The organism is Candidatus Thiodiazotropha sp. AKAK3, assembly GCF_058244645.1.
In genome coordinates, this window is sequence record NZ_JBSYOQ010000068.1 from 105,631 (window position 1) to 122,871 (window position 17,241).

General features: G+C 50.1%; 13 protein-coding genes and 1 other RNA gene. 8 read left to right on the forward strand and 6 right to left on the reverse strand.

Translation table 11 applies throughout. From position 1 onward, the window contains the following. Window positions 1-57 precede the first annotated feature (57 nt). The 4 genes from AC4IE7_RS17995 to AC4IE7_RS18010 all read left to right on the forward strand — a co-directional run bounded on the left by AC4IE7_RS17995 (window position 58) and on the right by AC4IE7_RS18010 (window position 8,827). A complete protein-coding gene (locus tag AC4IE7_RS17995; protein WP_490778250.1) occupies window positions 58-1,461 on the forward strand; it encodes a restriction endonuclease subunit S in 1,404 nt (467 codons plus the stop codon). Continuing rightward, on the forward strand, window positions 1,458-2,384 hold the full coding sequence (locus AC4IE7_RS18000; RefSeq protein ID WP_490778251.1) for an FRG domain-containing protein: 927 nt from the start codon (window positions 1,458-1,460) through the stop codon (window positions 2,382-2,384). The genes AC4IE7_RS17995 and AC4IE7_RS18000 overlap by 4 nt, the downstream gene beginning before the upstream one ends. A gap of 10 nt (window positions 2,385-2,394) precedes the next feature. Then, complete coding sequence (locus AC4IE7_RS18005) at window positions 2,395-5,487, forward strand: type I restriction endonuclease subunit R (protein WP_490778252.1); 3,093 nt, start codon at window positions 2,395-2,397, stop codon at window positions 5,485-5,487. A gap of 133 nt (window positions 5,488-5,620) precedes the next feature. Further along, window positions 5,621-8,827: an RNA-directed DNA polymerase gene (locus tag AC4IE7_RS18010; protein WP_490778253.1), complete on the forward strand. Its 3,207-nt coding sequence runs from the start codon at window positions 5,621-5,623 to the stop codon at window positions 8,825-8,827. Between the two features lie 183 nt (window positions 8,828-9,010). On the opposite strand, the gene AC4IE7_RS18015 is transcribed toward AC4IE7_RS18010, so the two are convergent. The 3 genes from AC4IE7_RS18015 to smpB all read right to left on the reverse strand — a co-directional run bounded on the left by AC4IE7_RS18015 (window position 9,011) and on the right by smpB (window position 11,318). Beyond that, window positions 9,011-10,219 (reverse strand): tyrosine-type recombinase/integrase, encoded by a 1,209-nt coding sequence (locus AC4IE7_RS18015; protein WP_490778254.1) that lies wholly within the window; start codon window positions 10,217-10,219, stop codon window positions 9,011-9,013. 163 nt (window positions 10,220-10,382) lie between these two features. Beyond that, window positions 10,383-10,748: a transfer-messenger RNA gene (gene ssrA / locus AC4IE7_RS18020) on the reverse strand. 90 nt (window positions 10,749-10,838) lie between these two features. After that, complete coding sequence (gene smpB, locus AC4IE7_RS18025) at window positions 10,839-11,318, reverse strand: SsrA-binding protein SmpB (protein WP_490778255.1); 480 nt, start codon at window positions 11,316-11,318, stop codon at window positions 10,839-10,841. Between the two features lie 161 nt (window positions 11,319-11,479). Here smpB and AC4IE7_RS18030 point away from each other — a divergent pair, with 161 nt between their 5' ends. From AC4IE7_RS18030 to AC4IE7_RS18040, 3 genes are read left to right on the forward strand one after another with little or no spacing between them, the layout of a single operon-like run. After that, window positions 11,480-12,880 (forward strand): sodium-dependent transporter, encoded by a 1,401-nt coding sequence (locus AC4IE7_RS18030; protein WP_490778256.1) that lies wholly within the window; start codon window positions 11,480-11,482, stop codon window positions 12,878-12,880. Between the two features lie 2 nt (window positions 12,881-12,882). Further along, on the forward strand, window positions 12,883-13,326 hold the full coding sequence (locus AC4IE7_RS18035) for a type II toxin-antitoxin system RatA family toxin (protein WP_490778257.1): 444 nt from the start codon (window positions 12,883-12,885) through the stop codon (window positions 13,324-13,326). Then, window positions 13,323-13,616, forward strand: a complete 294-nt coding sequence (locus AC4IE7_RS18040; protein WP_490778258.1) for an RnfH family protein — start codon at window positions 13,323-13,325, stop codon at window positions 13,614-13,616. Before AC4IE7_RS18035 ends, AC4IE7_RS18040 begins: the two co-directional genes overlap by 4 nt. 112 nt (window positions 13,617-13,728) lie before the next feature. Here AC4IE7_RS18040 and AC4IE7_RS18045 read toward each other — a convergent pair whose 3' ends face one another. After that, window positions 13,729-14,217: an outer membrane protein assembly factor BamE gene (locus AC4IE7_RS18045; protein WP_490778259.1), complete on the reverse strand. Its 489-nt coding sequence runs from the start codon at window positions 14,215-14,217 to the stop codon at window positions 13,729-13,731. Between the two features lie 37 nt (window positions 14,218-14,254). Between AC4IE7_RS18045 and fur the strand changes: the two genes are divergently transcribed. Next, a complete protein-coding gene (gene fur, locus AC4IE7_RS18050; RefSeq protein ID WP_490778260.1) occupies window positions 14,255-14,674 on the forward strand; it encodes a ferric iron uptake transcriptional regulator in 420 nt (139 codons plus the stop codon). Window positions 14,675-14,676: 2 nt separating this feature from the next. Here the strand turns inward: fur and recN are convergent, their stop codons facing one another. Both recN and AC4IE7_RS18060 read right to left on the reverse strand, forming a co-directional pair. Next, window positions 14,677-16,347 carry a DNA repair protein RecN gene (recN, locus tag AC4IE7_RS18055; protein WP_490778261.1) on the reverse strand — a complete coding sequence of 557 codons (1,671 nt, stop codon included), beginning with the start codon at window positions 16,345-16,347 and terminating at the stop codon, window positions 14,677-14,679. Next, on the reverse strand, window positions 16,341-17,234 hold the full coding sequence (locus AC4IE7_RS18060) for an NAD(+) kinase (RefSeq protein ID WP_490778262.1): 894 nt from the start codon (window positions 17,232-17,234) through the stop codon (window positions 16,341-16,343). The genes recN and AC4IE7_RS18060 overlap by 7 nt, the downstream gene beginning before the upstream one ends. Window positions 17,235-17,241: the final 7 nt, after the last annotated feature.

Genomic DNA, 17,241 nt, shown 5'->3' on the forward strand with positions numbered 1-17,241 from the left:
CAGGAATTCTTTTTTCAGTGAATTCTATGTCCTCCGTGGACAAAAAAGGGGGCTGGCATGAGGTATCAGGTTTACCCTGAATATAAAGAGAGCGGCGTTCAGTGGCTGGGGCAGGTGCCAGGGCACTGGGAGGTGAATCGGCTGAAAACATCTGCCACTTACAAGGTCAGTAACGTCGATAAAGTTCCGAAAGAAGATGAGTTACCGGTTCGGCTCTGCAATTACACTAATGTTTACTATTACGACCACATCACGCCTGATATGGAACTGATGGAGACCACGGCCACACTAGAGGAAATAAGCAGGTTTCATTTGCAAGTCGACGACATTGTTATCACGAAGGACTCTGAGGATTGGCGAGATATTGCTGTCCCGGCCCGAGTTGCCGAGACAGCGCCTGATTTGGTATGTGGCTATCATTTGGCAATCATTTCACCGGTTATCCATAGGCTTGATGGAAGGTATCTCCTACGAGCATTTCAATCGTGCGCTGTAAATCAGCAGTTTCAAATTGCTGCAAGTGGCGTGACTCGCTACGGACTGCCAAAAGCATCAATCGGAGAAGCGGAATTACCTCTTCCCCCACTCCCCGAACAAACCGCCATCGCCAATTTCCTCGACCGGGAGACGGGGCGGATTGATACGCTGGTGGCGAAGAAGCGGCGGTTGATCGCGCTGCTCAAGGAGAAGCGCACCGCGCTCATCTCCCGCACCGTCACCCGTGGTCTACCCGAAGACGCCGCCCGCGAATTTGGCCTCGAACCCCATACACGCTTCAAGGATTCCGGTATCGAATGGTTGGGGGAAGTGTCCGAAGGGTGGAAGGTAAAAAAGGTGTGGATTGAACGAGTATCGAGAAATATTGAACTGCAAGATGGAAATCACGGTGAACTGCACCCGAAAGCTGAAGACTACGTGAGAGAAGGAATTCCTTTTGTCATGGCAAATCACATAATCAATGGAAAAGTGGATTTTGGAAAATGTAACTACATTGACAAGCAACAGGCAGATGCATTGAGAATTGGCTTTTCACACGAAGGGGATGTGCTTCTTACGCACAAAGGTACTATCGGCCGTGTTGGGATGGTCCAGGAGAGTGAATATCCATATGTAATGTTGACCCCCCAAGTGACGTATTACCGTTGTTTGAGGGAAGTCCATAATAGATTTCTGTTTTGGCTTATGCAAAGCATATTCTGGCAGGATCAACTAAGGCTGCTAGCAGGACTAGGATCAACAAGAGCGTATATAGGGTTACTTGACCAAAAAACGCTTTCATTTCTAATACCAGATGGATTAGAACAATCTGCTATTGCCACATATTTGGATCTTCAGGTTGCTGAGATTGACCAGCTTGTGGAGAAGGTGGAAGTTGCAATCGACCGATTACAGGAATACCGCACAGCCCTGATCACCGCCGCCGTCACCGGTAAAATCGACGTTCGTGAGGTAGCAGCATGAACGAGTTTGCCATTGACAGCTTTGAGGAGTATCTCCGCATCGTGCGCGATGAGATTGGCGTCTCTGAGCAAGATGGCAAACGCAAGCGCCGCTACTTTCGCGGCCAGAGTAAACGCGCCATTCCCGGCAACGGCTACGACCTCAAACCTTCCATCGGCCGGTATGAGCATCTGAAAAACTGTTCTCTAGCTGAGCGCGACACGATTGAAAACGAGGTACTGGAAACATTCAGCAATCACCTGCTGGCCTATGTGACCCATCTGCCGCGCAACGACTGGGAAGCGCTTGCCATCGCTCAGCATCACGGCTTGCCCACACGCTTCATGGACTGGACTACCAATCCACTGGTGGCGCTCTACTTCGCCTGCCGCAATTCAAAGAAGGACAGGAATGGCGATCCGCTCGATAGTGCGGTCTATGTGTTGATCAGCGAGCCTCAGCGGTTGAGTGACCTTAGACGGGAGGCGGAAAAAGAGATCAGGCCGGTGAAGGATAGCGCGTCGCAGACATTATCGGAAGAAGATGATGATCCATACGATGACTTCGGCCTCGCAGACGATTCAGTTTCTGACGATACCTATCTTGAGGATGAAACAGTCATTGAGAAGGCCGAAAAAGACGTTTGGGAAGCTGCGAATGGCTTACCCCGGCCGTTTGATATAGACGAGAACACCATTTACGATCCACCGCATGTGTCGCCACGCATCCGCGCCCAGGACGGTGTGTTGCTGGCCTGCTATCAGCCAATGCAACCGCTGGAGGAGAAGGATGTGCTGGAGCTGGTGATCAGCCACCAGGCCCATGACGATATCCGCCGCCGGCTCGATCAGTACGGCGTCTTTGACAAGCAGTTGTTCCCCGACCTTGACGGTATTGCCAAGTGGCTGAAGTATCGGGTGTTCGAGATTAACGGAATGACCTGAGGGAAGCACCATGCAGCAGACCACTGAAAAGGCCTTCGAGTCCTACGTTGAGCAGATGTTGTGGGCTAAAGGGTGGCAGCAGGGTTCAGCCAGCGAATGGGACAAGGATAGGGCGCTTTTTCCACAGGCCATAACCGACTTCATCGCCGAGACCCAGCCCAAACTATGGGAGACCATGCGCGGGCAGCACGGCGAGCAGTTGGAGGTCATGCTGCTGGCGACCCTGGTCAAGGAGCTGGCCATCAAGGGTAGCCTGCATGTGCTGCGCCACGGCTTTAAGTTTTACGGCAAGACCTTTCACCTGGCCTATTTCAAGCCTGCTCACGGCCTGAACGAAGAGGTGCTGGCGCAATACCGGGCAAATTGTCTGACCGTGACCCGGCAGGTGCTTTGCCACCCCGGCGATCACTCCACGGTGGACCTGGTGTTCGCGGTCAATGGCCTGCCGGTGGCGACCTGTGAGCTGAAGAACCCCTGGACGGGTCAGAGCTGGCGGCATGCGATCAAGCAGTATAAGGAGGACCGCAACCCCCGAGCACCGCTGTTCGAATTCAAGCAGCGGGCACTGGTGCACTTTGCCGCTGATCCTAACGAGGTGCACATGACCACCCGGCTGGCGGGTGGCAAGACCTTTTTCCTGCCCTTCAATCGAGGCAGTCATCCCGGCGAGTTGGAGTGTGGCGCTGGCAATCCACAGCATCCATCGGGCTATCGCACTGGCTATTTCTGGGAAGAGGTGCTGGACCGGGAGAGTTTTCTCGACATTCTGGGTCACTTCATCTTCATCGAGAAGAAGGACGAGAAGATCGATGATGGAGAAGGCGGCAGCCGGTTGAGAACGAAGGAGACGATGATCTTCCCGCGCTATCACCAGCTCGATGCCACACGAAAGGTGATCGCTGCCGCCCGCGACGAGGGGGCGGGGCAGAACTACCTGATTCAACACTCGGCGGGGAGCGGCAAGACCAACTCCATCTCCTGGCTGTCGCACCGGCTGGCCAGCCTGCATGACACGCAGGATCACAAGGTGTTCGATTGTGTGATCGTCATTACCGACCGACAGGTGCTCGATCGCCAGTTGCAGGATGCCATCTACCAGATCGAACACGCGCAGGGGGTAGTGAAGGCCATCGATCAGGACTCAAAGCAGTTGGCCGAGGCGCTGATCGACGGGACGCGGATTGTGGTCACCACCTTACAGAAGTTTCCCTTTGTGCTGCGTGGCCTGCTGCATGCTGCAGGGGCCGAGGATGTCGATGCACCGGATGAGGCGGCTCAGGCTCGGGCCAAGGCCTGGGAGGGGGAGATCGGCAAGCGCCGCTATGCAGTGATTGTGGATGAGGCGCACTCTTCACAGACCGGCGAGACGGCGCGAGAGCTGAAGGCGATTCTGGGTGCGAATACGGGCGGTAATGGCGATGATGAAGAGGCAGACTGGGAAGATCGCCTGAATCAGGTCATGGCTTCCCGCGGACGCCAGCCGAATCTCAGCTTTTTCGCCTATACTGCTACTCCGAAGGGCAAGACGCTGGAACTGTTTGGCCGCGTGGGTGCCAAGGATACACCCGATCCATTTCACCTCTACAGCATGCGTCAGGCCATCGAGGAGCGGTTCATCCTCGATGTGTTGCAGAACTACACCAGCTACCAGACCTATTTCAAGCTGGTCAAGGCGGTGGAGGATGACCCGGACATGCCGAAGAAGAAAGCAGCGCGGGCATTGTCCAAGTTTTTAGTGATGCACCCCACCAATATTGCCCAGAAGATTGAAGTGATCGTCGAGCATTTCCGCGATCATGTGCGCACCCATCTGGGCGGACGAGCCAAAGCGATGGTGGTCACCAGCTCCCGCATGCACGCAGTGAAATACATGGAGGCATTCCAGCGATATATCGATGAAAAGGGCTATGCTGATGTACGCCCTTTGGTTGCATTCAGTGGCACGGTGAGAGACGAGAAAACCGGGCTAGAGTACACCGAGCCGGGTATGAATACCGATGTGGTGAGCGGGAAACCGATCAGTGAAAAACAGTTGCCGGAGCGGTTTTCTTCGTCTGACTACCAGGTATTGCTGGTTGCCAATAAATACCAGACCGGGTTCGATCAACCGCTGTTGATGGCGATGTACGTCGATAAAAGGCTGGATGGGGTACAGGCGGTACAGACCCTTTCTCGCCTCAACCGCATGATTCCGGGCAAGGAGGCGCCGTTTGTGCTCGATTTCGTCAACGAGGCTGAGGACATCTATGCCGCCTTCAAACCTTACTATGACGCGACCAGCTTGCAGGAGAGTTCAGATCCGATCCAGCTTGAGCAGTTGAAACACGAGCTAGATGCGTTTCAGGTCTATCACTGGAATGAGGTGGAGGCTTTCGCGCGTATCTTCTACCGCACGCCGAATAAGCAGAATCCGGCCGATCACGCCCATTTGCAGCGTCATCTGCAACCGGCGGTGGATCGCTTCAAGACAATGCAGGATAACGACCAGCGTGACGAGTTCCGTGACAAGTTGAGCGGCTACGTGAAGCTTTACAGTTTCCTGAGCCAGATCATCCCCTATGGCGATCAGGACCTGGAGATGCTCTATAGTTATGGACGTTTTCTTCTGCCTCATTTGCCGCTGGATAGAGACACCAGCACGGTCAAGCTGGGCGATGAGGTGAGTTTGCAGTATTACCGCTTACAACGGGTCTATTCCGGCGCCATCGACTTGAAAGACGGTGACGGTGCGGAATACGCTGTCAAGAGTCCCACGGATGTGGGCAGCCGCAAAGCCAACGATGAGAAAGCGCCTCTATCCGAAATCATCGAGGTACTCAATGATCGCTTTGGCACCAACTTCACCGAAGAAGACCGGCTGTTTTTCGAACAGATTAAGGAGAAGGCGGCGAATAGCCCCGAAGTGGTAAGGCTGCGCCAGGCAAATCCCTTCGACAAATTTCAGCTTGGATTGCGTCAGATGTTAGAGGACTTGATGATTCAGCGTATGGGTGAGAACGATAAGATTGTGTCTCGCTACATGGATGACAAAGTCTTTGAGGATATCGCGTTTGAAGTGTTATCAAAGGTGATTTATGAAGCTATTCCGCCAAATAATGAGTAAAGAATAGGCTCGTTATGGCCTCTCGCATTAAGAGTTTGTGCACTCGAGGGGTAAGCGGTGGCTTGGAAAAAATTAGTGACTGATCATGCTGGCCGTGGCCATCGATTTGTACCGTAATTATGAGCACTAGACTATGAGCTACCAAGCAGATTTCAAGGGATGGGATGAACTGGAACGATCGGATTTATTGGTGGCCTATCGCAAGGCGAAAGCCGATGTGTTCTTTGAAAACAGTTTTCCTACGGCTATTAAGTTTGCTGATTACGAACAAGGCCTACTCATACATCTAGATGATCTACTGGAGCGGTTAAAAAAACAGCAGGGTTTTGCGAAAGATAAAACTTTGCTTGGTGATTTTCGCCTTGTTCCGAAAAAGCTTGCGCTCGAAGAGAAAGAGGGTGCGCCACAAGGGCATGTCCATTTCTCTGATGCCAGCCGTGCATTCGAGAGTTTTTTAGAACGCCGTAATCTGAAGCCAGGTTTCCGCATTGTCGGAGACTTCCCTGTTGATGCGCATGTAATTTCTGCCCTCTGGATTAACATGGTAGGGCACAAGCTTGATGCTTGCCTGGATGACACTGTATACGGTTCACGCCTTCGCCGTGTTCGCACCGAGAACCTAGTGAACGATAAGGCGCAGCGCCCCTTTCACATCACTGCCGTGGGTTCATTTCAGCCCTATTACCAGCCATATAAGCGCTGGCGATCAGATGGCTTGAAGGCTATTCGTAGTGAATTAGAGAAAGAGCGGGCTGTCGTCGCAGTATCACTGGATCTTCGAAGTTTCTACCATCAGATCGATCCTGCTTTTCTTGGAGAAAAAGGCTTTCTTGAGGCTATTGGGCTTGAGGGCGAACACTCTTTGGAAGAGGAGGAAATTGAGTTTACACGCGAGCTATCCAGGTTTCTAGTTAGTTGGGCGCATGGTGCAGAAAAGTTTGCAAAGAAGGTTAAAAAGGATGGTGATATAGAGCTGACTGGTGGCTTGACGATAGGACTGACTGCAAGCCGGATCGTATCAAATGTGCTGCTTCAGCGATGGGATAGGCTGGTGCAGGAGAAGCTCTCGCCGGTTCATTATGGTCGATACGTCGACGACATGTTCTTAGTGATTCGTGACCCGGGAAATATTTCAGGCATGAAAGACTTGATGATATTTCTACAAAAAAGATTGAGTCGCCGTAGATTCAAGGAAGATAATAATTACGAAAGTGGTATTTGGAAGATTGAGCTCGGTAGTAAATACCAAAAAAATACGGTGATTCACCTTCAAGCGAAAAAGCAAAAAATGTTTGTGCTTAGAGGGCAGTCTGGCATGGATCTATTGGATACCATTGAGAAGGAGATTCACGAACTTTCCAGCGAATACCGACTTATGCCTTCGCCTGATCAGTTGGAACAAACGACAGCCGCGAAGGTGTTGTCTGCCGCCGAGTCTGTTGCTGAAGGTGCTGATAACTTAAGGCGTGCGGATGATTTGACCATTCGCCGGTTAAGCTGGTCGTTGCAACTGCGGCACGTTGAGACGTTGAGTCGTGATCTTCCTGCGAAAGCGTGGAAAAAGCAGCGTGACGATTTCTATCAGTTTGCCAATGATCATGTGTTAAGGCCAGACAAGATTTTTGATCATTTCAGTTATTTGCCACGCCTACTAGGAATTGCTATCGCCCTTGACGAATGGGAACAGGCAGAGACCATTGTGGGTAGATCGTTTGCAGCTCTTGAGCAACTGGAAGTTGCAACGGGCGATGGCAATCGAATCGAAGTAAATGGCAAGCCATTTATTGGTAAGCGTAAGGTATGGGATTACGTCAAAAGTGCCCTTGCTTGGTGCTTCATCGATGCTGCGGCCCGGTTCTACAATCCAGACAACTTGCTTGGAAAGCCACCATCAAAACGGGTGGAACGCTTAGCGAAGATCTTTTTGGAGCAACGATCTACAGAAGTGCGTTCGATAGAAGATTTCTTAAACTTTATTTTTGGTGTGGATGAATTCTATGAGAAAGCGCCGCTTTTGGCTTGCAGTGATTTGGCGCGTGTTCCCTATAAGGAAATTTTAAAGAGAAATTCGTCAAAGGCGCTGTTCGGTGGAAAAAAACGGGATAAGAAAGATCGTGATCTAGAGAGGGCGTTTAAGGAGGCCGGGTTACTGGATACTGATGCCCTGTCAGATTTTCTAAATGACTCACGCTCACTTCGTCTGCATAGCATAGAAAAAGGCAAGCGGTCATGTGAGGCGTTGAGGCCATATATTTTTCCGACCCGGCCGTACTCACCAGCGGAAGTCGCTGAATTAGTACCATGGTGTGTAGGGTTGGGTAAACCTAAAAAGTATGCTTCGACAGTACATTGGGCGAGGTTGGTGCGTGCGTTGCGAGGGGTTTGGGTCAAGCCTACTTTACTCGGAGAGGAGAGAGCAGATAGAGGTGACAAGATTAAAGGAAAACAAATAATCCATATAGGTGATCGTGTAAAGGACAGTGTTATAGTCGCGGTTACAAATTTGCTCACGACTGATGAGATGTGGGCCGCGAGCGCCTGTGGTAAGCCGAAACTCACACTAGATCGGTACAAGAGAATTTCTGATTTAGTGAATCAGGCGATCAACGTCAGACCAAAACCTGACTATTTGCTTTTGCCGGAGTTGAGTTTGCCAAGAGAGTGGGTCTATACCTTGTCAAGTCGATTGACATCAGCGGGCATCAATTTGATAGCGGGTACAGAATATTGGCACCCAGATACCAAATCAATTGTTAGTCATGCCTATCTTCAGTTGATTGATAATCGTATGGGGTTCTCAACACCAGTCCGGATATGGCAGGAGAAGCGGAAACCAGCAGTGAGTGAGGATAAGGAACTAACCTCAAAATTTGGGAAGGCCTGGGCATCCAGTCTGCGCGGTAGACGGCGAGTCTACAGGCATAACGATTTCTATTTCGGGGTAATGGTTTGTTCTGAGCTTCAGAATAGTAAAGCGCGGATGAGCTACCAGGGGAAAGTGGATGCGTTAATGGTACTCTCCTGGAATCAGGATCTCGACACATTTTCCGCTTTAGTAGAAGCAACTGCCCTTGATGTTCACGCCTACACTGTTCTTGTAAACAACCGAAAATATGGCGATAGCCGCGTTCGTTCTCCTGCGAAAGAATCCTTTCTCCGCGATTTGGCGCGCCTAAGAGGCGGCGAAAATGATTATTGTGTGACTGTAAAGTTCAATGTCAAAGATCTTAGGGCGTTTCAGAGCAGGGCTAAGCGTTGGCCAGAGAAGTCAGATCAGTTTAAGCCGGTACCCGAGGGGTTCATGTTGAACAGGCAGAGAAAGGTAAAGCCACCGAAATAAGATCAATTTGGTTATCAGAGGCCTTGTATGGTTGTGGGGTTGCGTGTTATTCGAGTCAGGTTGATCCAATTATTTTTAGGCAATACCGACCAGAGTCTTTGCAGGAAATGCTTGGGAAGCCATAAGCCCTACCAAAAAGTAACAGGAGTAGAAGTGGTAGTGGTGGGGTGCCAAATAAATAGGTCAGGCTTTTAAGTTGAAAGGTAGAATCTCCGCGCCTGATTTAAGATTGTCTAGGTAGTCCGCCCACCATTGCATCATTTTGATTCTCTTTGGCATGTGCTCCGCATAATTATATGCAGCACGGACAGAGTTTCTTTCCGCATGGGCAAGCTGCCGTTCAATCGCATCTCTATGCCAACCCTGCTCATTCAAAATGGTGGATGCCATGGAACGGAAGCCATGTCCTGTCATCTCTTCTTTGGTGTAACCCAGCCGTCGTAATGCCGCGTTCACGGTGTTTTCTGACATCGGTCGCCTGTTTGTGCGGACTCCAGGGAAAACATACTTTACTCGTCCTGTAAGTGGTTTGATTTCATTCAGAACCGCGAGAGATTGTTGAGAGAGCGGGACAATATGCAGCGTTCTCATTTTCATTTTCTCGGGGGGTATGCGCCACTCAGCTTTCTCTAGGTTTATTTCCGACCACTCGGCATGTCTAAGCTCACCAGGGCGGACAAATGTTAGTGATGCAAGTTGAAGGGCGCAGCGTGTGACAAGTGAGCCCTCATAACCATCTATCACTCTGAGTAGTTCACCTATTTTCTTGGGATCAGTGATGCTGGCATGGTGTTTCTGTCGAGTAGGGGGTAGGGCACCTTTTAAGTCTGCAGAAGGATCACGCTCTGCTCTGCCCGTGGCGACTGCGTAACGAAATATCTGACCGCAGCTTTGATGAATGCGGTGTGCAGTCTCCAATGCACCACGGTTTTCGATACGGCGTAAAACAGTGAGTAGTTCAGGCGCGCTTATCTCTCCGATGGGCCGATTGCCAACCCAGGGGAAAACGTCCTTTTCTAGTCTTTGAATGATCCTGGAAGAGTGAGTTTTAGACCAGGTCGGCTCACGTTGTCCCCACCACTCACGAGCAACTGCCTCGAAGCCATCTGCATCCGACTGAGAAGCCTTGGTTGCCTTACGGATCTCACCCGGGTCGATACCGTCAGCAAGCTGGGTTTTCGCTTCAGATCTCCTGTCACGGGCAGATTTCAGTGAGACATCCGGATAGACGCCCATGGAGAGGGTCTTCCGCTTACCGTTAAACCGGTAATCCAATCGCCACCATTTTCCTCCTTTAGTAGTGACCAGCAGGTAGAGGCCACCTCCATCGGCGAGTTTGTAGTTTTTCTCTTTCGATTTGGCGTTGCGGATGGCGCTGTCGGTTAGTGGCATGACGGTAACTCCTGTGACGGTAAGTAGAGTTACCGCCATACTTACCGTCATTTGGGGGTAGCTGTTACCGGAATATACTAGACGGTAACGGACGAGCAGGCAATAAAAAAGCCAGCATTTACGCTGGCTTATGGATCTTGTTGGATTTCTTTGAATCGGGAAATGGTGGAGGCGGGCGGATTCGAACCGCCGTCCGCGAGTCCTCTGCCAAAAGTTCTACATGCTTAGTCCAGCCTATTATATTTAGCCGATTACCACCCGACGGACAGGGCGCGCAATAAGCGATTCCGGTAAGGTTTTAACGAATCCACCCCGGACGAGCTTCAACGCGATCTTGTGAGATATGACGCCTGAAAAGCTGGACGCACAAGCACGGCTCCAGTCAGGCGGCACCCTACCGGGTATTAAGCGGCGAGTGCGTAGTTGTCGTCGTTGGCAACTATAAGTTTGCAGATAGTTTTGCGAGGTATTCTGCACCTCGGCATGCACTTCAGGTTTTGCAACCCCCGTCGAAGCCTACGTCGCCCCCGTAACGGTTAGTGAGTCAGACATTATATGCCAGGCAGTGGTTCCTGACCAATGAAAATATGCTTAGTGTCGCTGAGCTGTGAAAATGGGATCAGCTGTGCTTAAAGAGGCGCTCTTTTTCTCTTTTCCAGTCACGGTCTTTATCGCTCGCTCTTTTGTCATGGAGCTTCTTGCCTTTGGCTATGCCTATTTCCAGTTTCGCCATGCCTTTCTTCCAGTAGAGCGCGGTTGGTACCAGTGTGTAGCCTTTGCGCTCCACAAGCCCGATTAATTTATTCAGCTCACTGCGATGCAACAGGAGTTTACGGGTGCGTGTTGGATCAGGGTGGATGTGGGTGGAGGCGGTGCTCAGAGGAACGATATGGGCACCAAATAGAAAGGCCTCACCATCCTTGATGGTGACGTAACTCTCTTTGATTTGAACCCGTGCTTCCCGTAGGCTTTTGACCTCCCAGCCTTGTAGAGCCAGACCTGCCTCATATCGATCTTCAATGAAAAAATCGTGGGTTGCTTTCTTGTTCAGCGCTATAGTAGGGCGCCCCTGACCTTTCTTCTTTGCTTTGCTTGCCATCGGGCTATTCTAATGCTGTATTAGACTACTAGCTAGAGCTGGCTTGTGAAATGCCCTCGAAATCAGGAAAATCATCAGCATTTAAATTCCTAACCTCACGTGGCAATATTCAGTTAAGCTTTGGGGGTGCTCATTCAGGGGCTGTTAAAGGGCAAGATTATATGACTGAAAGACAATCCATTCATGGTCAGTGGTCGTCACGGCTGGTATTCATTCTGGCAGCTACCGGATCAGCAGTTGGTTTGGGTAACGTCTGGAAGTTTCCCTATATCACCGGTGAAAATGGCGGTGGTGCATTTGTTATCGTGTATCTGTTATGTATCGCATTGGTAGGTATACCTATCATGATGGCCGAGATCATGCTCGGAAGAAGAGGCAGACAGAGTCCGATCAACACAATGGCAGCTCTGAGTCGGGAGGAGGGTGCCAATAAAGCCTGGGCACTGGTTGGTTGGAGTGGTGTTTTAGCCGGTTTTTTCATCCTCTCCTACTACAGTGTCATTGCGGGATGGGCGTTGGCTTATGTGGTACGTGCCGGTGCTGGGGTTTTCAATGGCATGGATGCGGTTGCTATCGAGGGACTGTTCAATGGATTGGTGGGTAGTCCAGAACGACTCTTGGCCTGGCATACCCTGTTCATGCTGATGAGTATGTTTGTGGTTGCGAAAGGGGTGAAGTCGGGTCTTGAAAGGGCCGTCACCTATCTGATGCCAGCACTATTTGTACTACTCATTGTGTTGGTCGGATATGCAATGAATACTGGCTTTTTTGTTCAGGGTGTTGAGTTTCTTTTTACCCCGGATTTCAATAAGTTAATTTATACTTGTCAGGTTGTTGATGGGCTTGAACAGTGTAAGTTCAGTGGCAGTCCGCTATTGGTTGCGATGGGGCATGCATTCTTTACCTTGAGCTTGGGTATGGGGGCAATCATGGTCTATGGCTCTTATATGCCGAAAAAGTCCTCAATTGCGGGATCGGCAGTATTAATCGCATTATTGGATACAGCGGTTGCTCTATTAGCCGGTATGGCTATCTTCCCCATTGTTTTTGCAAATGGTCTCGAGCCAGGAGCAGGTCCCGGTCTGATTTTTCAGACTCTACCGATCGCCTTTGGGGCTATGCCTGGGGGGCAAATTTTTGGCACGCTGTTTTTTATTCTGCTGGTTTTTGCTGCCTGGAGTTCTTCGATCTCTCTTATCGAACCTGCAGTAGCGTGGTTGGTTGAGAACCGCAGTATGACGCGAGTTCGTGCTTCAATCTGGATTGGTATGACAACTTGGGTTATCGGTCTGGGTACTGTCTTCTCATTTAATATCGGATCGGAGTTGAAACTCTTCGGTATGACCTTTTTTGATCTGCTCGACTATTTGACGGCCAACATTATGTTGCCCCTGGGTGGTTTGCTGATCGCGGTGTTCAGTGGTTGGTTGATGAAAAAATCATCCAGTCAGGATGAATTTCAGATGGACCCTGGACGATACAAACTGTGGTGGACACTGATCCGTTATGTATCGCCATTAGCTGTAGTGGTGGTTTTTTTGAATGCTATTGGAATATTTTAAAAGTGCCGGTTGTTAAAAAGAGTGCGCTGGTTACACACTCAGCCCATGAAATGTTTCAGTTGGTTTGTGATTTCGAGGACTACCCACATTTTTTACCCTGGTGCAGCGCTAGTCGATTGATTTCCCGTACACCTGAAGAGATATGTGGTGAACTCGAAGTGTCACGGGTAGGTATCAAACAGCGGTTTTCAACCTGCAATAAACTGGTTACAGATGAAAGAATGGATATCCATTTGAGGGATGGTCCATTCAAAAAATTACACGGGAGCTGGCATTTTATTGCACTCAAACAAGATGCTTGCAAGGTTGAATTAGTATTGGAATTTGAATTCGCTGGCCGATTGATTGATGCTGCTTTTGGTCGGGTCTTCAGTCAAATCGCCAATACGCTGGTAGATGCCTTTTGCCAACGTGCAGACGAGATTTATAGGAAAGCAGGACAATGAAATATGAAGTTGCCTATGGCAAGTTGGACGAGCAGGTATTACTGGTGGTCGAGTCCAGTGAACCCTTGACAGTTCAACAGGCGATAGAACAGTCAGCCGTTCTTGAGCGGTTCCCGGAGATTGACCTTAAAGTCAACAAAACAGGTGTTTTCGGCAAGGCGGCCAAACTTGAAAGTCTGTTGACCGAAGGAGACAGGGTAGAGATATACCGACCATTAATTGCTGATCCCAAGGAGGCCAGGAAGAAACGGGCTGCAGAGGGTAAGACGATGCGTAAAGGGGGGGCTTGAACGATTGCTGCTCGCTCCAGCATGAATTAAATTCAGAAAACTACAGCTGGATTATTTTCCTGAGCGGGTTAACCGTGGGCTCTGGAAATTAATGAATTTACTACACTGCCCACTAGTCTGGCTCACCGAATCCTAGTGAATACCAAAGTCTCTCCAGAATACCAAAATCCCCGTCATAATCGGGTACGCTGGCTACAAGTTCACGCTTTTCCTGATTTGATTCCACATTTTCAGCGGGTTTGATGTCACCACCAAAGCGAGTCAGGTAATCACCCTCGAAATAGGCGCTAAAACGTTTGATCTCAACTGCTTCGTTGCGGCGTTTTATTGAGAGCATATAGTCCCACCGCTCACCGTGAAAGACATCCCTCAGCATCGGTGTACCTAAAGCGAACCGTACTTGACGTTGAGACATGCCGGGCTCAAGCAGAGCAACCATTTCCGGGGTAACAATGTTGCCCTGTTCAATATCAGGTGAGTGAACCAGGGATATCTCCTCCCAGGAGGTACACCCATTGAGTCCAGGCAAAAGAGTTAAAATGAAGATGAGAATCTTTTTCATTACGAGTACAATCTGTTTCCAGTCGTCATAATAACGCATTCCATATCCAAGAGACACTTGTTGGAGAAAAGAAGGGATGGATAATCAAGATATCCGAAAAGCCGGTCTCAAAGTGACCCTGCCCAGGGTCAAGATACTGGAGTTGCTGGAAAGTAGTGCTCAGCGTCATGTAAGTGCTGAGGATGTCTACAAGTTACTCCTTGAGAAGGGTGAAGAGATTGGTCTGGCCACCGTCTATCGGGTTCTCACCCAGTTTGAAGCAGCTGGTCTGGTTACCCGACATAACTTTGAGGGTGGCCATGCGGTGTTCGAATTGGAACGTGGCAGTCACCATGACCACCTGGTATGTGTGGTGTGTGGCAAGGTGGAAGAGTTTGTCGATACAACCATTGAAAAGCGGCAACGGGAAATTGCCAGTGAGCATGGCTTTGAAATCGTCGATCACTCCCTGATTATTTATGGCCATTGCGGTAACCCAAAGTGCCAGGTGGGTTAATATTAATGGGCTGCGAGTGAGACCATCTCCTGTGCGTGAGCCAGTGTCTGCTCTGTAATCTTTACGCCTCCCAACATGCGGGCAATCTCCTGAATGCGCGCTTCATCATCCAGTCTGGCAATATCGGTACGGGTCATCTTTTTCTGCGTTGTCTTCTGGACTTGGAAATGGTGCATGGCCTGTGCCGCTACTTGTGGCAAGTGGGTAACACATAGAATCTGTCGGTCAGAAGCCAGCTTACGAAGCATTTGCCCAACAATTTCTGCAACACTGCCACCGATGCCTACATCCACTTCATCGAATACCAGGGTGGGTGTGGCGCTGTATTGGATGGTCGCTACCTGAATTGCAAGACTGATGCGGGATAGTTCGCCACCGGAAGCAACTTTACTCAACGAGTCGAGTGGTAACCCTGGATTAGCAGATACTTGAAAGTCGATTTGCTCAAGGCCCTGGGGACCAGCTTGTGTTGAATCCAAAGGGGTTAAGGAGACCGTGAACCGACCACCAGGCATGCCCAGTGTCTGCATCGCTTCGGTAATCTCCTTACTCAGCCGTTTTGCAGATGATTGACGCTTCAAAGAGAGTTTTTCAGCCAATTTGAGGTATGTATCTCTTTGCTCCTCAACTTGATTCGATAGATCAGCGAGGGTTTCGCCCGCTCGCTCAAGTGTTGCTATCTCAGTCTCGATTTGCTGGAGTTTTTCAGGCAGTTGATCTATTTTGACCCGGTATTTTCTTGAAGTATCGTGCAGTGTGCTCAGACGCTCCTCAAGCTGCTGTAGACCGGCTGGATCCAAAGCTATGTCTGTCAGATAGTTACGTAAATAAGCCAGGGCCTCATCGAGCTGTATCAGGGCGCTGTCAAACATCTCTCTGGGGTCTGCCAGTGCTGCATCCAGCTGCGCCATCTGGTTGATATTGTCAAGTGAATGGGAGAGTTTGCTGCGTAGTGAGTGATTTTCGCTATCAAGTGAAGAGATAATCTCACTGCAACTGCTTCTGAGCTGTTCCAGGTGACTCAGTCGTGAATGTTCCTGCTCTATCGTTGTGAGCTCTTCTGCAGTAATACCCAGGCTGGTCAGTTCCTGTGCCTGGTAACGGAGCAGATCAAGGCGAGAGGCCCGCTCTTCGGCAGCAGCGGTTAAAGTGACCAGCTCTTTATGCGCTTTCTGGTAGCGCTTGTGCTGTTGTGCCAGCTTGGTGCTCAGTTCGGTGTGGCCGCCGTAGGCGTCCAGCAGGCTTCTTTGGTGATTCGGTTTGAGCAGGGATTGATGGGCGTGCTGGCCATGAATTTCGACTAATAATCCACCTAAATCCTGAAGTTGCTGTAAAGGTACGCTACGACCATTGATAAAGGAGCGTGATCGCCCCTCTCTGTTGAGGCTGCGTCGTAAAATACACTCATCCTCTTCATCCAGGTCATGCTGCTTCAGCCATTCACTGGCCTGCTGAAGTTTGCTGATATCAAACTGAGCGGTAACCTCTGCTCTGTCGGAACCTGCCCTGATCATACCGTTGTCAGCCCGCTCACCGAGGGCTAGTCCAAGTGCATCGATGAGGATCGATTTGCCAGCGCCGGTCTCCCCGGTCAATGCAGTAAGTGCATCCAGCAGCTCCAGCTCCATGGATGAGACGATGGCCAGATTATGGACCTGTAATTGAATCAGCATCTATTTTTTTTCGGATTTTCAGCCCATCCGAGCTTCGCTCTCAGGATACTGTAGTAGTCGTAGCCTTTGGGATGTATCAGTCTGACCATCTGTTCCGACTTGCGAATCCGGATTACCTCTCCCGGCATGGCCGGTATGGTGGCTTGTCCATCACAGGTGATCTGAACATCCTCCGCGTGGGCCGGATCAAGACGTATCTCTATCAAGCTGTCACCATCCACAACAATGGGCCGGTTACTTAAGGTATGAGGACAGATCGGTACCAGAACGATAGCGTTCAACGAGGGGTGGAGCAGTGGACCGCCACCTGAGAGTGCGTACGCAGTCGACCCGGTCGGGGTTGAGACAATCAAACCATCAGACCTCTGATCATTGACCAGTTGATCGTCAACATAGGTCTGAAATTCAATCATCCTTGCGATATTCCATTTATGTAAAACGACGTCGTTGAATGCCAGAATATTCTGCTTATCTGACGACTCATCTCCCATCCCGACCTCAAGCAGGAAACGACACTCCTGCTCATATTGACCGTTCAGTATCTCAGTCAACTGCTGGGTCATCTCATCTGGTGAAATATCGACCAGGAAACCCAGTCTTCCCAGATTTATCCCCAGAAGTGGGATATTCTGTTTCGATAATACCCGGGCTGCATGCAATAGTGTGCCATCACCTCCGACAACAATGACAAGATCACTGTGCTTTGGGAGATCGATCTCCGGTACACTGGATACCGGTTTATTGTTAAGCATCCGACAGGTAGCCTCCTCAATGACCACCTCATGTTGCTGCTCGATGAGATAGTCGTAGAGTCGCAGTAGGGTCTGCTTGACTAGCGGGTCGCCATGTTTACCAATCAGTCCGATTTGTTGAAACCGTTTATGCATACTCTGG